This is a genomic window from Pseudoalteromonas sp. SWYJ118, assembly GCF_015864505.1.
GTDB lineage: Bacteria > Pseudomonadota > Gammaproteobacteria > Enterobacterales > Alteromonadaceae > Pseudoalteromonas > Pseudoalteromonas arctica.
Map to the genome: position 1 here is coordinate 124,621 of NZ_JADYXC010000009.1, position 16,410 is coordinate 141,030.

Consider the following 16,410-nt stretch of genomic DNA (forward strand, 5'->3'; position numbering starts at 1 on the left):
GTGCTTATATAGTTTTGATTATAATAACAATCAGCGCCATAATTTACAGCACTAACGCTCGTAAACAGGAATTCAAATGAAAAAACAAACATTACTCAGTGTTTCAATGCTTGTAGTAACACTTACTTTAACTGGCTGCCAATCAGCTTATTATTCTGCGATGGAAAAAGTGGGTGTTCACAAACGCGATATTCTTATTGACCGCGTAGAAGAAACAAAAGATTCACAGCAGGAGTCGCAAGAAGAATTTAAATCGGCTCTTGAACGTTTAACTACACTTATTGATTTTAATGGTGGCGAACTACAAGACACCTACAATCAATTAAACGATGACTACGAGTCGAGCTTAAAAGCCGCTAACGAAGTGTCAACTAACATCAATAAAGTAGAAGACGTAGCAGAGGCGCTTTTTGATGAATGGGCCGATGAGCTAGAGCAATATAAAAGTGCATCACTTAAGCGTGAAAGTAGCAAAAAGCTAGCCGCTACTAAGCGTCAATTTGATCAGCTATTACGCTCAATGCGCAGTGCTGAGGACAAAATGGAGCCAGTATTAACATCGCTTCATGATAACGTTTTGTACTTAAAGCATAACTTAAATGCACAAGCGGTATCGGCTATTAAAGGCGAGTTCACTAACCTTAAGCGCGATATTCAATTGTTGATGAACGACATGAACAAATCGATTGCCGATTCAAACAAATTTATAGAGCAAATGAATAGCGCAGGCTAATCAGTTTAAACTCTTTTATTAAGCCTGCAAAATTGCAGGCTTTTTTATTGTTACTTTTTGTTACCTTTGAATTATTCGTTAATCTGCTGTTGTTGTTATACTTTTACAAAATAATAACTAGATTACGACAATTAAACTAACCACCTTTAGCCTCATCACTACATGTATGCTGCTAAGCGCTTGCCAAACAGCCAATCACATTGAGGTCATTGCAGGGGAAGGTACCGTTACTCCACTGCATCAAGATGGCGAACGAGAAGGACGCTTTCATAATCTCTACCCCGGTAAAAAAACTTACCCTACTACCTGCGAAGCTGACTGCTATCCAACGAGCCCTAAGCTACAGTGCGAAACAGACAGTGAAAACTGCCAATATATTGCTGATCAAGTAATTCCGAAATTAAATACCGGATACACTGTTCGCTGGCTTGGGCATGCAGGATTTATGATCCGCACACCTAACGGGCAGCAAATGCTATTTGACCCAGTTAAAGAGCAATTTGATTCACCTGTTGATTTAGCCTTTAGGCTAGCCTCAGGGTTTTATAGACAACCCGGCGATTGGCTAACACAAAGTGAACTCGAAAACTTAGACGCTGTGATGTACTCGCATATTCATTATGATCATTTTAATAAAGCAGATATAGAAGAGTTAGGTAATAAACCCCGTTACTTAACACCACTGGGTATGGCCGACAACTTCCCAACAGGCGGGTTTAACATTTGCGAAATGGCTTGGTACGCAAAAACAAATATTAGCGATTTAGCTATTCATGCCTTACCTGCTCATCACTTTAGTAGCCGAGTAATGATACCCTTTATTTATGAAGATAACGATAAAGACCTATGGAACGGCTGGCTCCTTGAGCAAAACGGCAAGACCTTATTTTTTGCAGGCGATACCGGCTACTCAAAGCACTTTAAGGACATTCAGCAAAAATATAGTGATATAGATATATGCTTAATGCCAATAGCGTCTTATTACAGTGAAGAGAGCCCCAATTGGTATCGTTACGTGCACACAACACCAGAGGATGCACTAAACGCCGCGAATGATCTTAACTGTAAAGTAATGATACCTTGGGGTTATGGTAACTCAACGTGGAAAATGGGCGACCGCACTAGTCATTCAGCCTTACTGCGCTTATTGCACATGCACACAAAAATGGATGCTAAAACACCTTTGTATATTTTAAACGAAGGCGAAAGTATTTCACTGTAACTAATTACTCAACTGTTTTAGGATGTGTGTTACACCAATATAAATACACAATAAAATTGAGAGATTAATGAAAAAATTAGCACTCGCCTTAAGCTTTTTATTAAGCGCTCCTGCAATGGCGATTGATGTTGAACATACATCAACCCCAATTACTGTCGATGGCGTATCAGAAAGCGCATGGGATAAAGCCGCTTGGCACGATATGCCTTATTTAATGGATGGCACATTGCCATCAAACGATGCTGACTTTAAAGGGCGTTATCGTTTACTGTGGGATCAAAACTATTTATACCTACAAGCCGATATTGTGGATGATGTTTTAATTGATACACACGCCGATCCAACCTATAAATATTGGGATGACGATGCGCTTGAGGTATTTATAGATAGCGATGCATCGGGCGGAAACCACCAATTTAATCACACTGCTTTGGCGTATCACATTGGCCTTGATAACCAAGCCGCCGATTACGGCCCTGATAAAAAAGCCCATTTGTATACCGACCACTTAGTCAGTAACTGGAAGCGCAACACCACTGCACCTTTTAACATCACGTGGGAAGTAGCCATAAAGCTCTACCCTAACGACTACAAAGAAGGCGCTGTAAATACACCAATTACACTGAGCGAAAAACAAGTCATTGGCTTTATGTTAGCGTATTGCGATAACGATGGCAGCAAAGTGCGCGAACACTTTATGGGTTCACACGAAGTACAGCCAGTAAACGGCGACAGAAACCGTGGATTTATAGACGCAGATGTATTTGGCAAAATCACCCTACTCCCTAAATAGTGAGTAACTACCAATAAAATAATTGAAGTCGGTTGGGTTGAGCACAAGCGAAACCCAACGCAAAAACATCCCACCAACAAACATTGATACTTCGCATTATCGGCTGTTTCAGCTCTCCCTCTTTCACTTCTCATTCCCTTCTCCTTGTGCAAAAAATCTTTAAGTAAATTATTCACAAAGAGGTTAAGAGGCGCTGCGCTTTTAGAGAAAAACAGAAAAGGTACGAGAATATTCATTTTACTAATGATCGATAATCGTTAAATGCAATGTTCGTTGATCACCTTGCTTAGCTAATTTTGGGGAAACAAAAAACTCTAGTTTTTTACTTCGGGATAATAATTCCAATTTATATTTAGTTATTTTTATAGAGCTATACTTCATATACTCTCTGAAGCCGTCGATAATTTTATTATCGTTAATCGAAACTAATTCTAATTGAGTATCATGAAGATAACTTTCATCATGTTTCTGATCGTCACTTGCTGGCGCTAACGTAAATCTCAAAATAGCTAGATTATCTTTCAACTCCGACTCTACAAGCTTTACCCTAATATCGTTCCCAGTATTTAGGTGTTGAAAAAAAATACTTGTTGTTCCTTTACGTAAACTACGATTCATATTTAGCTCCATAAGATGTTTGATGATGAAATACTAATAAACTACATCTACTTTTTTAATATATAGTAATTTTTAATAATATTAAAAACTTATAACTGCCAAACATCAAAGATTATAATTATTAATTTTTATGCTAACTAATAATAAAAAAGGCATATTTCAACAGTCGCGTTGCTCGTATTCCCGTCATTATATAACATTTAGTTTCTCACTGTTCTTGGTGGTAAAGATCCCATATTCTAACTTTCATCTAAAACCTTCAACTTCCCAAGTAACATCATTCAATCTAAAAGCTGAATTTTTCTCAAACCCTAACAAACACAAAAAAGCCGCTGTATTTTTCAATACAGCGGCTTTTAAAATCACAATTCTAAATTAATAGATTATGCTTTAGGTCCACGACCTGCACGTTTACGTTCGTTTTCTGTAAGGTAACGCTTACGGATACGAATGTTTAGTGGAGTTACTTCAACTAGCTCGTCATCATCGATGAACTCAAGCGCTTGCTCAAGTGAGTAGTTAAGGTGTGGAGAAAGCGTTTGCGCTTCATCAGTACCAGATGCACGTACGTTAGTTAACTGCTTGCCTTTAAGGGCGTTAACTGTAAGGTCGTTATCACGGTTATGAATACCGATAACCATACCTTCGTATACTTCAACACCGTGACCGATGAATAAACGGCCGCGTTCTTGTAAGTTGAATAATGCGTTAGTAAGTGCTTTACCCGTTGCGTTTGCAATCATTACGCCGTTCTTACGAACACCGATGTCGCCACCTTTGTGAGGACCGTAATGATCGAACGTATGGTACATAAGACCAGAACCCGAAGTAAGCGTCATGAAATCAGTTTGGAAACCAATTAAACCACGGCTAGGGATCATGAAATCTAAACGCATACGGCCTTTGCCATCTGGAGTCATGTTAGTAAGTTCACCTTTACGTAGGCCAACTTGTTCCATAACAGAACCCTGATGCTCGTCTTGACAGTCAATAGTTACTGTTTCAAACGGTTCTTCTAGAACGCCATCTACAGTACGTAAGATAACTTCTGGACGAGAAACTGAAAGCTCGTAACCTTCACGACGCATGTTCTCGATTAAGATACCTAGGTGTAATTCACCACGACCAGAAACACGGAAGCTATCTGGGCTACCAGTATCTTCAACGCGAAGTGCTACGTTGTGTACTAATTCTTTGTCTAAACGCTCACGGATATTACGTGACGTTACAAACTTACCTTCTTTACCACAGAAAGGTGAGTTATTTACAGAGAATGTCATTGTTACAGTTGGCTCATCAACACTTAGAGGTGGTAATGCTTCAACGTTTCCTGGGAAACAAACTGTATCAGAAATCTTAAGCTCACCAATACCTGTTACAGTTACGATGTTACCAGCGTAAGCTCTATCAGTTTCGATACGTTCAAGACCTAGGTAGCTTTGTACTGCGCCAATTTTACCATTACGTGTAGTGCCATCAGCACTGATAATAGTAACTTGTTGGTTAGGAGCAACAGAACCACGTTTAATACGACCAATACCAACTACACCAACATAAGAGTTGTAATCTAGTTGAGAAATTTGCATTTGGAAGTCACCTTCAGGATCTGCATCCGGTGGTGATACTTCGTCAACGATCATCTTGAACATAGGTTCCATGTTGTCTGATGGCTCGTCTAAATCTAGTGTTGCCCAGCCGTTGATAGCTGAAGCGTAGATTACTTTAAAGTCTAACTGTTCGTCAGTTGCGCCAAGGTTGTCGAATAAATCAAAGATTTGATCCATAACCCAATCAGGACGTGAACCTGGCTTATCAATTTTATTGATAACTACGATTGGCTTTAAGCCTTGCGCGAATGCCTTTTGCGTAACGAAACGCGTTTGTGGCATTGGACCTTCTTGAGCATCAACAAGTAATAATACTGAGTCAGCCATCGAAAGTACGCGTTCAACTTCACCACCGAAATCGGCGTGTCCCGGAGTATCTACGATATTGATATGGTAGTCGTTCCAAGAGATGGCTGTGTTTTTAGCCAAAATGGTAATACCACGTTCTTTCTCAATGTCGTTTGAGTCCATCACGCGCTCTTCGTTACCGCCGCGTGTTTCTAATGTACCTGATTGCTCAAGTAGTTTGTCAACCAGAGTTGTTTTACCGTGGTCAACGTGCGCGATAATCGCTATATTTCTTAACTTTTCGATGCTCATATATTTACTCAGAGAAATTAAATTCTCAATGATCCTGCAAGATCTACGCACTCATCCACGCTTTCGCGAGATGTCCCAGCATAGGATTTAAAAGGGCGCATATTATCCCTCATTAATGACATGGATGAAAGTTTATCCAATACATATTTTAAAACTTTCTCAATACTTTTACTAAGTATCTGTTTTATATATGACAATTATATGAATTAAATTTCAATATTTTTTTGAAAAACAGTCTTTTTGGCTATTTTTCCGATCTTTTTGTTACTCTTTTGCATTTAGGTTATGCTAATTTCAGCTGATTAAATTAACAACAAATTACGCTCTGTAAATTTTGCACCGAAATGGAATATTTACGCACCAATATGGTGCGTTTATATATTCCATTTTGATGCAATGATATTTTTTTAATTTATAAACAGCCAGTTACAATAATGGCACAAAATCAGCTTAGTAAATACCAAAGCAATTATGCAGCAATAACAAAACCCAATAGTTGGAGGACACATGTCACAATCGGTTTTAGATTTTATTAAAGAAAATGACGTCAAGTTCATTGATTTACGCTTTACTGACACTAAGGGTAAAGAGCAACATGTATCGATTCCTCATCACCAAGTTGATGAAGATTTTTTCGAAGACGGTAAAATGTTCGACGGTTCTTCAATTGCAGGCTGGAAAGGCATAAACGAATCAGACATGGTATTAATGCCAGTTCCTGAGTCAATCAAACTAGACCCTTTCACTGAAGAAGCGACATTAATTTTACGTTGTGACGTAGTAGAGCCTTCTACACTACAAGGCTATGAGCGCGACCCGCGTTCTGTTGCTAAGCGTGCTGAAGACTACATGCGCTCTACAGGTATTGCAGATACAGTTTTATTTGGCCCAGAGCCAGAATTTTTCGTATTTGACGACGTTAAATACAAATCAGATATGTCTGGTTCTATGTACAAAATTGATTCTAAGCAAGCTGCTTGGAACTCAGATAAAGAATATGCAGATGGCAACACTGGTCACCGTCCAGGTGTTAAAGGCGGTTACTTCCCTGTTGCTCCAGTTGATGACTTCCAAGATTGGCGTTCAGCTACGTGTCTAGTTCTAGAAGAAATGGGCCAAGTAGTAGAAGCACATCACCACGAAGTAGCAACAGCAGGTCAAAACGAAATTGCTACTCGCTTTAATACAATGGTATTAAAAGCGGATGAAATCCAAGAAATGAAATATGTTATCCACAACATGGCTCACTTATACGGTAAAACGGCAACGTTTATGCCTAAGCCAGTTGTTGGTGATAACGGTTCTGGTATGCATTGTCACCAGTCACTTGCTAAAGATGGTGTAAACCTTTTTGCTGGTGATAAGTACGGCGGCCTTTCTGAAGATGCGCTTTACTACATTGGCGGTATCATCAAGCATGCTAAAGCAATTAACGCTTTTGCAAATGCCTCTACTAACTCGTACAAACGTTTAGTACCAGGTTTTGAAGCACCAGTTATGCTTGCATACTCTGCACGTAACCGTTCTGCATCAATCCGTATCCCAGTGGTTCCATCTGAAAAAGGTCGTCGTATTGAAGTACGCTTCCCGGATCCAACAGCTAACCCATACCTTGCTTTCTCAGCAATGCTTATGGCTGGCCTTGATGGTATCAAAAACAAGATCCACCCTGGCGATGCGATGGACAAAGATTTATACGACCTACCAGCTGAAGAAGCAGCAGAAATTCCAACTGTTGCAGCATCACTTGACGAAGCACTATCTGCACTTAGCGCAGACCGTGAATTCTTAACTCAAGGTGGCGTATTCACTGACGATTTAATCGATGCTTACATCACACTTAAGTCTCAAGAAGTTGAAAAGCTTAACATGACAACTCACCCAGTTGAGTTTGAAATGTACTACAGCTGTTAATTTAGCTGTTTAAAATATGTGTGTTCTCAAGCCCGCTTTGCGGGCTTTTTTAATGGTAAAATTAAACAAACTCCACTAAAGTTAAGCTACCGATAAAAATGCAGGGCTGCAGAGTGAATAACAAGATTTTATTACTAATAATTACTTTAGGATTAAGTAATTATGGTTACGCAGGTGAAACAAAAATATACGCTTGGAAAGATAAAAATGGCGTATTAGTGTTCTCAGACACCCCTCATAAAGGGGCTCAAGAGGTAAAGCTCACCAGCCAAGATCTTAATATGCCTGCAACAAATACTGACATTTTTGACGAGCAACCTCAGCCTCAACAAGCGGCCTTTAGTATTGCCATTTCCTCACCTGATCATAACCAGACTATTCGTGAAAATACCGGCACTGTTTATGTAACTAGCCGAATAAAACCACGCTTTGAAACTGGTTTTACTATACAACTTTTTATTGATGGTAAAGCACATGGCCCCGCCAGTGACAGCTCAACCTTTGCAATTAGAGATGTAGAACGTGGTCAGCACACACTACAATTAAAGCTTTTTAATAGTAAAAACCAAGTTATTGCTACCAGCGAACCCTGCATATTTTTTATGCACCGAAAAGGGCTAAACCTAGGTAACTAAATTGGGGCATTACTAAACGTGCAGCAGTGTATTTAATCATATAACTTGCTTGCAAACATCCACGCACTAAAATGGTGCAGCTATGATTAATAATAAAAACTTTAGCCCTGAGCTACTCGATGCCATTTGGCAAAATCAAACAACCGCCATCATGTTGCTTGATAAAAACTTCACCGTTGTATATGCCAATACCAGTACCAGTGAACTGCTTGGCCTTGGTAACAAGCGCCTATTAGATCAGCCTTTTGATAGCCTTTTTAACTACCATTCAATCGATTTAAAGCGTATAGAGCAATACTCATTAGTTGAAGGCGTAGATTGCCAGCAGCATAGAGCTGATGTGGTTTTTAGCGATTCTCGCCATGCAAAAGTAGCCGTAAGTACACGACAAATTAAGTTTAATGGCTCGCTTTATATTTTATTTGAGTGGCGCCAAACCGACGACGAAATTAAGCACGACCAAGCGTCTAATCAAATGCATCAATACCAAGCTGCTCGAAACCTAATTAGAGGGTTAGCTCACGAAATTAAAAATCCTTTAGGTGGAATCCGCGGAGCGGCGCAGTTATTGCAGTATGAGGTTGATCAACAAGAAAGAGATCAATGTGCTGAGCTCATCATTGAGCAAGCCGACCGATTACGCGAATTAGTAGATAGGCTTTTAGGGCCTAATCAACTTCCGCAAAAATCGTATGGCAACATACATCAATCACTTGAATCAGTTGCAAGACTAAGTACGTTAGATAATTGCTCTAACATTAACTTGGTTAAAGATTACGACCCAAGTATTCCTGATGTATACATTGATCAAGGTAAAATTCAGCAAGTAGTATTAAACATTGTTCGAAATGCCCAACAGGCGCTTGTGGATGGCGGTGAAATAACAATAAAAACCCGCATAAATCATCAGCATCGTCGCCCGGGTAAAGCACCTAAAAAAGCCTTGTTGATCCAAATATCTGATAACGGACCAGGTATTGATCCCAGTGTACGCGAAACACTGTTCTACCCGATGATCACCAATAAAGAAGGTGGCTCCGGGTTAGGACTCTCAATAGCGCAAACACTGATTGATCAACATGATGGCTATATAGAATGTGATAGCTGGCCTGGACATACTGAATTTAATATCTATCTGCCCTTTGCAGATTAATGTTTGGAGTTTGCATGAAAACAGTTTGGCTTGTAGATGATGATGCTTCTATTCGATTTGTACTCGAAAAAGCACTAACCCGTGCAGGGTTTAACGCAGAAAGCTTTTCTAATGCGCAAGATGTATTAAGCGCATTAAAGTTTAGCCAACCTACTGTTTTAGTTTCGGACGTACGAATGCCTGGTATGGATGGTATGGCGTTGCTTGAACTTATTGCAGAGCAGAACCCTGGATTGCCCGTTATTATAATGACTGCGCACTCAGATTTAGACTCAGCTGTAAATGCATTTCAAAAAGGTGCTTTTGAATACCTAGCTAAGCCGTTTGATTTAAACGAAGCGGTAGCACTAGTCGAAAGCGCATGCAGGGCAAACTCCACTAAAAAAACTAAGCGTAAGCAAGCTCCACCAAAAAGTGCGCATATAATTGGTGAAGCACCCGCCATGCAGGAAGTGTTTAGAGCGATAGGTAAACTATCGGCCTCTAGCATGAGCGTATTAATAAATGGTGAATCTGGCACAGGTAAAGAACTAGTTGCCAGTGCCCTGCACAACCATAGCCCACGTAAAGAAAACCAATTTATTGCACTTAACATGGCAGCTATTCCAAAAGAGCTTGTTGAGTCAGAGCTTTTTGGTCACGAGAAAGGCGCATTTACGGGTGCCGACAGCGTACGCAAAGGCCGTTTTGAGCAAGCCAATGGCGGAACACTATTTTTAGATGAAATTGGTGATATGCCTCTTGATGTGCAAACACGTTTATTGCGCGTACTTGCCGATGGTGAGTTTTATCGCGTAGGTGGGCATCAAAGTATAAAAGTGGATGTACGTATTATTGCGGCTACGCATCAAAACCTTGAAGATTTAGTTAAGCAGGGCAAATTTAGGGATGATTTATTCCATCGTCTTAATGTTGTGCGCCTTCGCTTACCTGCACTTCGAGAACGCACTGAAGATATAGAAAGCTTGTCGCAACACTTTTTACATAAAAGCGCTAAAGAGCTACAAGTAGAAAGCAAAGTGCTGAGCCCTAAGGCAACTGAGCAATTACGCTTATTTAATTGGCCAGGCAATGTGCGCCAATTAGAAAATACCTGTCGCTGGCTTACTGTAATGGCACCGGGTGAGCTTGTGAGCGAGCAAGACTTACCGCCTGAAATTCTTGATGCCACACCAACTCAAGAAGAAGGTGATTGGTTAGATGCGTTTCAGCAATGGCTTAATCAAGAGCTTAAACAAGGTAAAGAAAATATTTGGCCTGACATTCAAGCTCAGCTAGAAACCCGCTTAATAAAAACAGCTCTCGCTAATTGCTCTGGCCATAAGCAAGATGCCGCTATAAAAATTGGTTGGGGACGCAACACGTTGACCCGAAAATTAAAAGAGCGCAATATTAGCTGATTAAACGCTTTTAACACATTTGGTTATTGATGAAGCTAATCGAACATATTCCCTTATTCAAACAAATGGAAATTATAAACAGGCTGCACTTTTTTAAAGAATTTACGCTCAGCGAGCGTCAAGTCTTATTGGAGTCGTTCGGCCTGTTATATTTAGTAAGCCAGCATCAGTTTTTATTTAAGCAATACGATAACGACAAGCGCTTATATATTGTACTTAGCGGTGCGTTGTTAGTATTTAAACATAATCATTTGCTAGAACTTGGAACGATAGTACCTGGTGAATTTATAGGTGAAGGCGCTTTTATAAATAACCGAGAGCGTAGCACTAGCGCACGCGCTAAAACCGACAGTATCGTCCTTGCCATTACCCCTGAAGCACTCACCCGTTTACCTAACGTTATCCGTGAAAAAATTAAAGACCGAATTATAGAAGGTATGAGTCTGCGTATTGCAAAACTTAGCGAGCATATAGAAACCCACGGTTAACTCTATCACTCAGTCCATATAAACAATTTGTAGTGAGCAATCAAGCCAGCTGGGGTTATTAACATGAGCTGTAAACCTGTAAGTATCGGATGGCTTGGCGCCAAAGGGAGTATTTACAAGCGGCTGTGAGTGGCTATATGTCTGGGAATAGATTTTATAATAAATAACAACATACCCATACAAATACTCCCAATTAAGCCTCACAACCGCACCACTTGGTAAGGTAAAGTCAGCATATTTATCTGTAAATGTGACGAGTAAATCATTGTACTTGTCTTCGCTGCATTGAGTTGTTCGTAACTTTTTAGGCATAACAAAGGTTGTACCCGCCACTGCATTTTTTAGATAAAAGCCTATATTGCCATCACCATAAAAATGATTTGAACGCGTTGTATAGCTAACTTGTGGCTCGTAACCTAGCCCCTGCATAATAGTAGCTAACTGCTCAGTCTCTTTTGGGTAAATTTTGTCACTTGATAAGAGTAATGTAGCCTCACCAAACTCTGATGGGATTGCCAGCGGTACATATTCATAAGGGAGCGATTGTGCTTTTAGCGCAGCATCGAGCTGATCGCGCTGTTCATCTTGCAAGTTTTCACTAAATACATACACGGTAGGTTGTTGGCACGCAGCTAATAGTAATGCCAACACATATATTAAAATTCCATTTTTCATAGTTACCCCTTTTGATTACGCTTGTAGTCTATTAAAGGTAACTATTTATAGCAATTTAATTTGTTTGGCTATTTAACCACGCATCAACACTTTTACGAGTGTATAAAACTTCTTTAAATAAGCGATGGCGTTGAAATTCAAGTACCGATTTTTTTTTCATATCGCCACTCACTAAGCGGCTATGGTGATCGTTAAATTTTGAAATCACAGAAAAACCACGTTCAGCATTTTCCTTTTGCTCTTTTACTTGATTAGTAAGATGTGACCTAACATCGTCTGCGGTAAGCATATCTGAATTATCTAAGCCCATTAGCTCTTTTTTCATTGCTAATCTTACGCCCATTTTCTACTCCGTTTTATATGTATTCATTACACATTGATTAATCCGCCAGAGTTTTAGCAATTAGCGAGCCATACGTAAAAAAGATTGCAACGAAGCTTAACTTTTAATTGCTTCAGTTTTTTTAAAGACAGATAAAATACCTAAAAACTTTCATAACTAATTGTGTATTACCGCTATCTAAAGTTACTTGCTTTGGTGCAAAAGTCGCTGTAAGCCTTTATACTAAAGCCTGTGCGTTACCCCACCGAGAGCAAATATGAACGAAGAATATATAGAAATAGAGTTAGAAGAAGAGCCGATTGAGCTTTGTAAATTATTAAAAGTACTAAACTTAGTTGAAGGTGGCGGCCAAGCTAAAAACCTAATTACTGAAGGCTATGTGGGTGTTAACCATGAAATTTGTACAATAAAGCGGAAAAAATTATACAGTGGCGATGTACTAGAATTCGATGGTGAGTTTTTTCAACTTGCGTTAAGTGAAGATGCTGTACCTGCAGAAAAACCTGCGGTACACACTCAAACAGAGTCAAAGCAAGCCGCACCACAACCAACAAATCAGCCAGCTAAAGCTAAGCGCAAGCGAACTAAAAAGCCAAAAGTAGATGATAAAACAGGTCGTCGTCCTATTTCGTTTGGTTAAGCATTTAAAAACCCTCTTTTTATATAAAAAGGTCAACTTGTATAGTTGGCCTTTTTACTCTTTAATAACCTAGTTAATAATAATAAAAACAAGGTTATAAAATGTCTGTTAAAACACCTAAAAATTGGTTTAAGCCCGTTGTATGGGCGGCACTCGTATGGAACTTACTTGGCGTTATTGCATTTGCTATGCACATGATGATGACACCAGAAATGATAGGTAAACTTCCGCTAGATCAACAAGCTGCCTACTCTAACGTTCCTATTTGGTCAACCATTGCATTTGCTATAGCTGTATTTGGAAGCACTTTGGGTTGTATTTTTTTACTTGCTAAAAACGCGCTGGCAACACCTACTTTTGCGCTATCGCTCGGCGCTATTTTAATTCAGCAATATTATAATTTTATGGTCATAAACAGTATTGAGCTACTTGGTACAAGTGCTGTATTTATGCCTATATTTGTAATCATTATTGCCATAGCTTTACTTTGTTTGAGTATTAAAGGTAAGCAGCAAGATTGGTTACAGTAATTAATAAGGGTCGAAATAATTTTCGGCTCTTCATCCCTCATTTAAATCATCTCTTGAAATTAAATTTTTCAGCATTATCTCTACTATAATAACTGTATAAAATTCGTTCTATAAATACGGTTTTTTACATTGGTATGTACTTTGCAACTCAAGCACTACAGAGGTCACTCTTCAAAATATTTTTATAATTCATAAAGGGGCAAATAATGAATAATAGTTTCGATACCCAACATCAGCTCACAATAAATGGTGAGCAATATCATATTCATTCTCTAAAAGGACTTGGCGACAAAGCGAAACGATTGCCCTTCTCCTTAAAAGTATTACTTGAAAACCTTCTTCGTAACGAAGACGGCGCAAATATTAAAGAACAAGACATTCAAGCCCTACTTAATTGGGACCCTCAAGCGAAACCTGCATCTGAAGTTGCCTTTACCCCCGCTCGCGTAGTTATGCAAGACTTTACCGGCGTACCCGCTATTGTTGATTTAGCCGCGATGCGTGACGCAATGGAAAAGCTAGGTGGTGATCCTGCAAAAATAAACCCGTTATCGCCTGCTGAACTTGTTATTGACCATTCGGTACAAGTAGATGGTTACGGCAATGATGGTGCATTTGATTTAAATGCAAAACTTGAATACGACCGAAATAAAGAACGTTACGAATTTTTGCGTTGGGGACAAACCGCTTTTGATAATTTAAAAGTAGTGCCACCAGCAACCGGTATTGTTCACCAAGTAAACCTAGAATACTTAGCGCGCGTTGTTTTTAATGAAGACCGTGACGGCAAAAAATACGCTTACCCAGATACGCTTGTAGGGACTGACTCTCACACCACCATGATTAATGGCTTAGGTGTGCTTGGTTGGGGTGTAGGCGGCATTGAAGCTGAAGCAGCCATGCTTGGTCAGCCAATTAGCTTACTCATTCCACAAGTAGTCGGTATGAAGCTAAGCGGCCGCTTACCTGAAGGTACGACCGCAACCGATTTAGTGTTAACAGTAACCGAAATACTGCGTAACCACGGCGTAGTGGGTAAATTTGTAGAGTTTTATGGTGACGGCCTTGCTGACTTACCACTTGCAGACAGAGCTACCATTGCTAATATGGCACCAGAGTACGGTGCTACATGTGGTATTTTTCCGATTGATGATGAAACCATTAACTACCTTCGCTTAACAAACCGCGACGAAAACCACTTAAAACTGATTGAAGATTATGCTAAGCATCAAGGCCTATGGCGTAACGATGGCGACGAAGCTAACTATACCGATACACTCGAGCTTAAATTAGACGATGTTGTACCAAGCCTTGCCGGCCCTAAACGTCCACAAGATAGAATTGCCCTAAACGAAGCTGGCAAAGTTATTGGCGATCATTTAAAAGGCTTCCAAGACGAGCGTATGGCTCGTCGCGATAAAAGCGATGAAGAACAAGCTCGTATTGAAAGTGAAGGCCCAGCAACAAATCCAGATGAGCCAGTAGACGAAGCACAGTTTATGGGCGCCGCTAAAGTTAAATTTAAAGGCCAAGAGTTTGAGCTTAACGATGGCGCTTGTGTTATTGCTGCAATTACCAGCTGTACTAATACTTCTAACCCTAGTGTTATTTTAGCCGCAGGCTTAGTCGCTAAAAAAGCAAAACAGTTAGGCATTAATGTAAAACCTTGGGTTAAAACATCACTTGCGCCAGGCTCTAAGGTAGTTACCGACTACCTGGAAAAAGCAGGCCTAATGGATGACTTAGAAAGCTTAGGCTTTAACCTTGTTGGCTACGGTTGTACAACTTGTATTGGTAACTCAGGCCCACTTCCAACTGAAATATCAGATGCCATTCAAAAGCACAAATTAGTGGTTAGTTCTATTTTATCGGGTAACCGTAACTTTGAAGGACGTATTCACCAAGATGTTAAAATGAACTTTTTAGCCTCTCCTCCGCTTGTTGTAGCTTATGCTATTGCAGGTAGAACCGATATTGACGTATACAACGAACCCCTTGCTCAAGATGCTAACGGTAACGACATTTACCTTAAAAATATTTGGCCAAGTGTTAAAGAAGTAAGCGACCTAGTTAAAGAAACAGTAACTAAAGAAATGTTCGAAAAAAGCTACGCTAACGTTTACGAAGGCGATAGCCGCTGGCAGCAAATTAAAATACCGGATGGCAAACTTTACGATTGGGATGACGCATCTACCTACATTAAAAAAGCACCATTTTTTGATGGTATGAAAGTAGAACCACCGGGCATTCCTACTATTGAAGGTGCACGTTGTTTAGCTAAGCTTGGGGATTCAGTAACCACTGACCATATTTCTCCAGCGGGTGCTATTAAAGCAGAAGCGCCAGCAGGTTTATACTTGCAAGAGAAAGGTGTAGAAAAATCGCAGTTTAACTCGTATGGCTCACGCCGTGGTAATCACGAAGTAATGATGCGCGGAACGTTTGCCAATGTTCGTCTTAAAAACTTACTTGCTCCAGGTACTGAAGGTGGCGTAACACGTACGCAACCAGAAAACGATTTAGCAAGCATTTACGATGCGGCTATGGAGTATCAAAAAAATAATACTCCACTTATTATTTTAGCGGGTAAAGAGTACGGTACAGGTTCATCTCGTGACTGGGCGGCTAAAGGCTCACTATTACTTGGTGTAAAAGCCGTTGTAGCACAAAGCTATGAGCGTATTCACCGTTCTAACTTAATTGGTATGGGTGTATTACCGCTGCAATTTAAAGAAGGTGAAAGCTACGAGTCACATGGGTTAACTGGGCAAGAACAATTTGATATTGATGGCTTGTACGATAAAACCGATGAAGTAACCGTTATTGCAACCAATGCCGAAGGTAAAAAAGTAACCTTGAGTGCTGATGTACGTATTGATACCCCTAAAGAGTGGGATTACTACAAACACGGCGGCATTTTACAATATGTATTGCGTAATATGCTCGATTAATACGCGCTGTAATTAGTGCATTTAAAAGCCCAGTTTAGTAATAAGCTGGGCTTTTTTATGTGTGCCGTTTATTGTTTCAAATCAATGCCGAATATTTAAAGCCGGCCT

15 protein-coding genes are annotated in these 16,410 nt (G+C 39.9%); 11 read left to right on the plus strand and 4 right to left on the minus strand.

What is annotated here, in order from left to right:
- Positions 1-76 precede the first annotated feature (76 nt).
- From I6F48_RS10875 to I6F48_RS10885, 3 genes are all read left to right on the plus strand, one after another.
- Positions 77-733 carry a DUF2959 domain-containing protein gene (locus tag I6F48_RS10875; RefSeq protein WP_197119402.1) on the plus strand — a complete coding sequence of 219 codons (657 nt, stop codon included), beginning with the start codon at positions 77-79 and terminating at the stop codon, positions 731-733.
- A 166-nt stretch (positions 734-899) separates the two neighbouring features.
- Complete coding sequence (locus I6F48_RS10880; protein WP_231615210.1) at positions 900-1,955, plus strand: MBL fold metallo-hydrolase; 1,056 nt, start codon at positions 900-902, stop codon at positions 1,953-1,955.
- A 67-nt stretch (positions 1,956-2,022) separates the two neighbouring features.
- Complete coding sequence (locus I6F48_RS10885; protein ID WP_197119403.1) at positions 2,023-2,748, plus strand: CBM9 family sugar-binding protein; 726 nt, start codon at positions 2,023-2,025, stop codon at positions 2,746-2,748.
- Positions 2,749-2,988: 240 nt separating this feature from the next.
- Here I6F48_RS10885 and I6F48_RS10890 read toward each other — a convergent pair whose 3' ends face one another.
- Together I6F48_RS10890 and typA are read right to left on the minus strand one after the other, a co-directional pair.
- Positions 2,989-3,366, minus strand: a complete 378-nt coding sequence (locus I6F48_RS10890; RefSeq protein WP_197119404.1) for a hypothetical protein — start codon at positions 3,364-3,366, stop codon at positions 2,989-2,991.
- A 383-nt stretch (positions 3,367-3,749) separates the two neighbouring features.
- Positions 3,750-5,573, minus strand: a complete 1,824-nt coding sequence (typA, locus tag I6F48_RS10895) for a translational GTPase TypA (RefSeq protein WP_024589533.1) — start codon at positions 5,571-5,573, stop codon at positions 3,750-3,752.
- Positions 5,574-6,080: 507 nt separating this feature from the next.
- On the opposite strand from typA, the gene glnA reads away from it, so the two are divergent.
- From glnA to I6F48_RS10920, 5 genes are all read left to right on the plus strand, one after another.
- Positions 6,081-7,487, plus strand: a complete 1,407-nt coding sequence (glnA, locus tag I6F48_RS10900; RefSeq protein ID WP_197119405.1) for a glutamate--ammonia ligase — start codon at positions 6,081-6,083, stop codon at positions 7,485-7,487.
- 113 nt (positions 7,488-7,600) lie between these two features.
- Complete coding sequence (locus I6F48_RS10905) at positions 7,601-8,122, plus strand: DUF4124 domain-containing protein (protein WP_197119406.1); 522 nt, start codon at positions 7,601-7,603, stop codon at positions 8,120-8,122.
- A gap of 82 nt (positions 8,123-8,204) precedes the next feature.
- Positions 8,205-9,275: a nitrogen regulation protein NR(II) gene (gene glnL, locus I6F48_RS10910; protein ID WP_197119407.1), complete on the plus strand. Its 1,071-nt coding sequence runs from the start codon at positions 8,205-8,207 to the stop codon at positions 9,273-9,275.
- Between the two features lie 14 nt (positions 9,276-9,289).
- A complete protein-coding gene (gene ntrC, locus I6F48_RS10915) occupies positions 9,290-10,675 on the plus strand; it encodes a nitrogen regulation protein NR(I) (protein WP_165739232.1) in 1,386 nt (461 codons plus the stop codon).
- A gap of 29 nt (positions 10,676-10,704) precedes the next feature.
- Entirely contained in the window at positions 10,705-11,163 is a 459-nt protein-coding gene (locus tag I6F48_RS10920) for a cyclic nucleotide-binding domain-containing protein (RefSeq protein WP_166421825.1), read from the plus strand.
- Positions 11,164-11,172: 9 nt separating this feature from the next.
- Here the strand turns inward: I6F48_RS10920 and I6F48_RS10925 are convergent, their stop codons facing one another.
- Both I6F48_RS10925 and I6F48_RS10930 read right to left on the minus strand, forming a co-directional pair.
- Entirely contained in the window at positions 11,173-11,838 is a 666-nt protein-coding gene (locus I6F48_RS10925; RefSeq protein WP_197119408.1) for a hypothetical protein, read from the minus strand.
- Positions 11,839-11,893: 55 nt separating this feature from the next.
- Positions 11,894-12,181: a hypothetical protein gene (locus I6F48_RS10930; RefSeq protein ID WP_165739228.1), complete on the minus strand. Its 288-nt coding sequence runs from the start codon at positions 12,179-12,181 to the stop codon at positions 11,894-11,896.
- Positions 12,182-12,437: 256 nt separating this feature from the next.
- Between I6F48_RS10930 and I6F48_RS10935 the strand changes: the two genes are divergently transcribed.
- The 3 genes from I6F48_RS10935 (at position 12,438) to acnA (ending at position 16,302) form a co-directional block, all read left to right on the plus strand.
- Complete coding sequence (locus I6F48_RS10935; RefSeq protein ID WP_165728335.1) at positions 12,438-12,821, plus strand: RNA-binding S4 domain-containing protein; 384 nt, start codon at positions 12,438-12,440, stop codon at positions 12,819-12,821.
- A 101-nt stretch (positions 12,822-12,922) separates the two neighbouring features.
- The gene (locus I6F48_RS10940; RefSeq protein WP_197119409.1) at positions 12,923-13,351 is read left to right on the plus strand and encodes a hypothetical protein; all 429 of its coding nucleotides are present in this window, start codon (positions 12,923-12,925) and stop codon (positions 13,349-13,351) included.
- A gap of 206 nt (positions 13,352-13,557) precedes the next feature.
- Entirely contained in the window at positions 13,558-16,302 is a 2,745-nt protein-coding gene (gene acnA, locus I6F48_RS10945) for an aconitate hydratase AcnA (RefSeq protein WP_197119410.1), read from the plus strand.
- Positions 16,303-16,410: the final 108 nt, after the last annotated feature.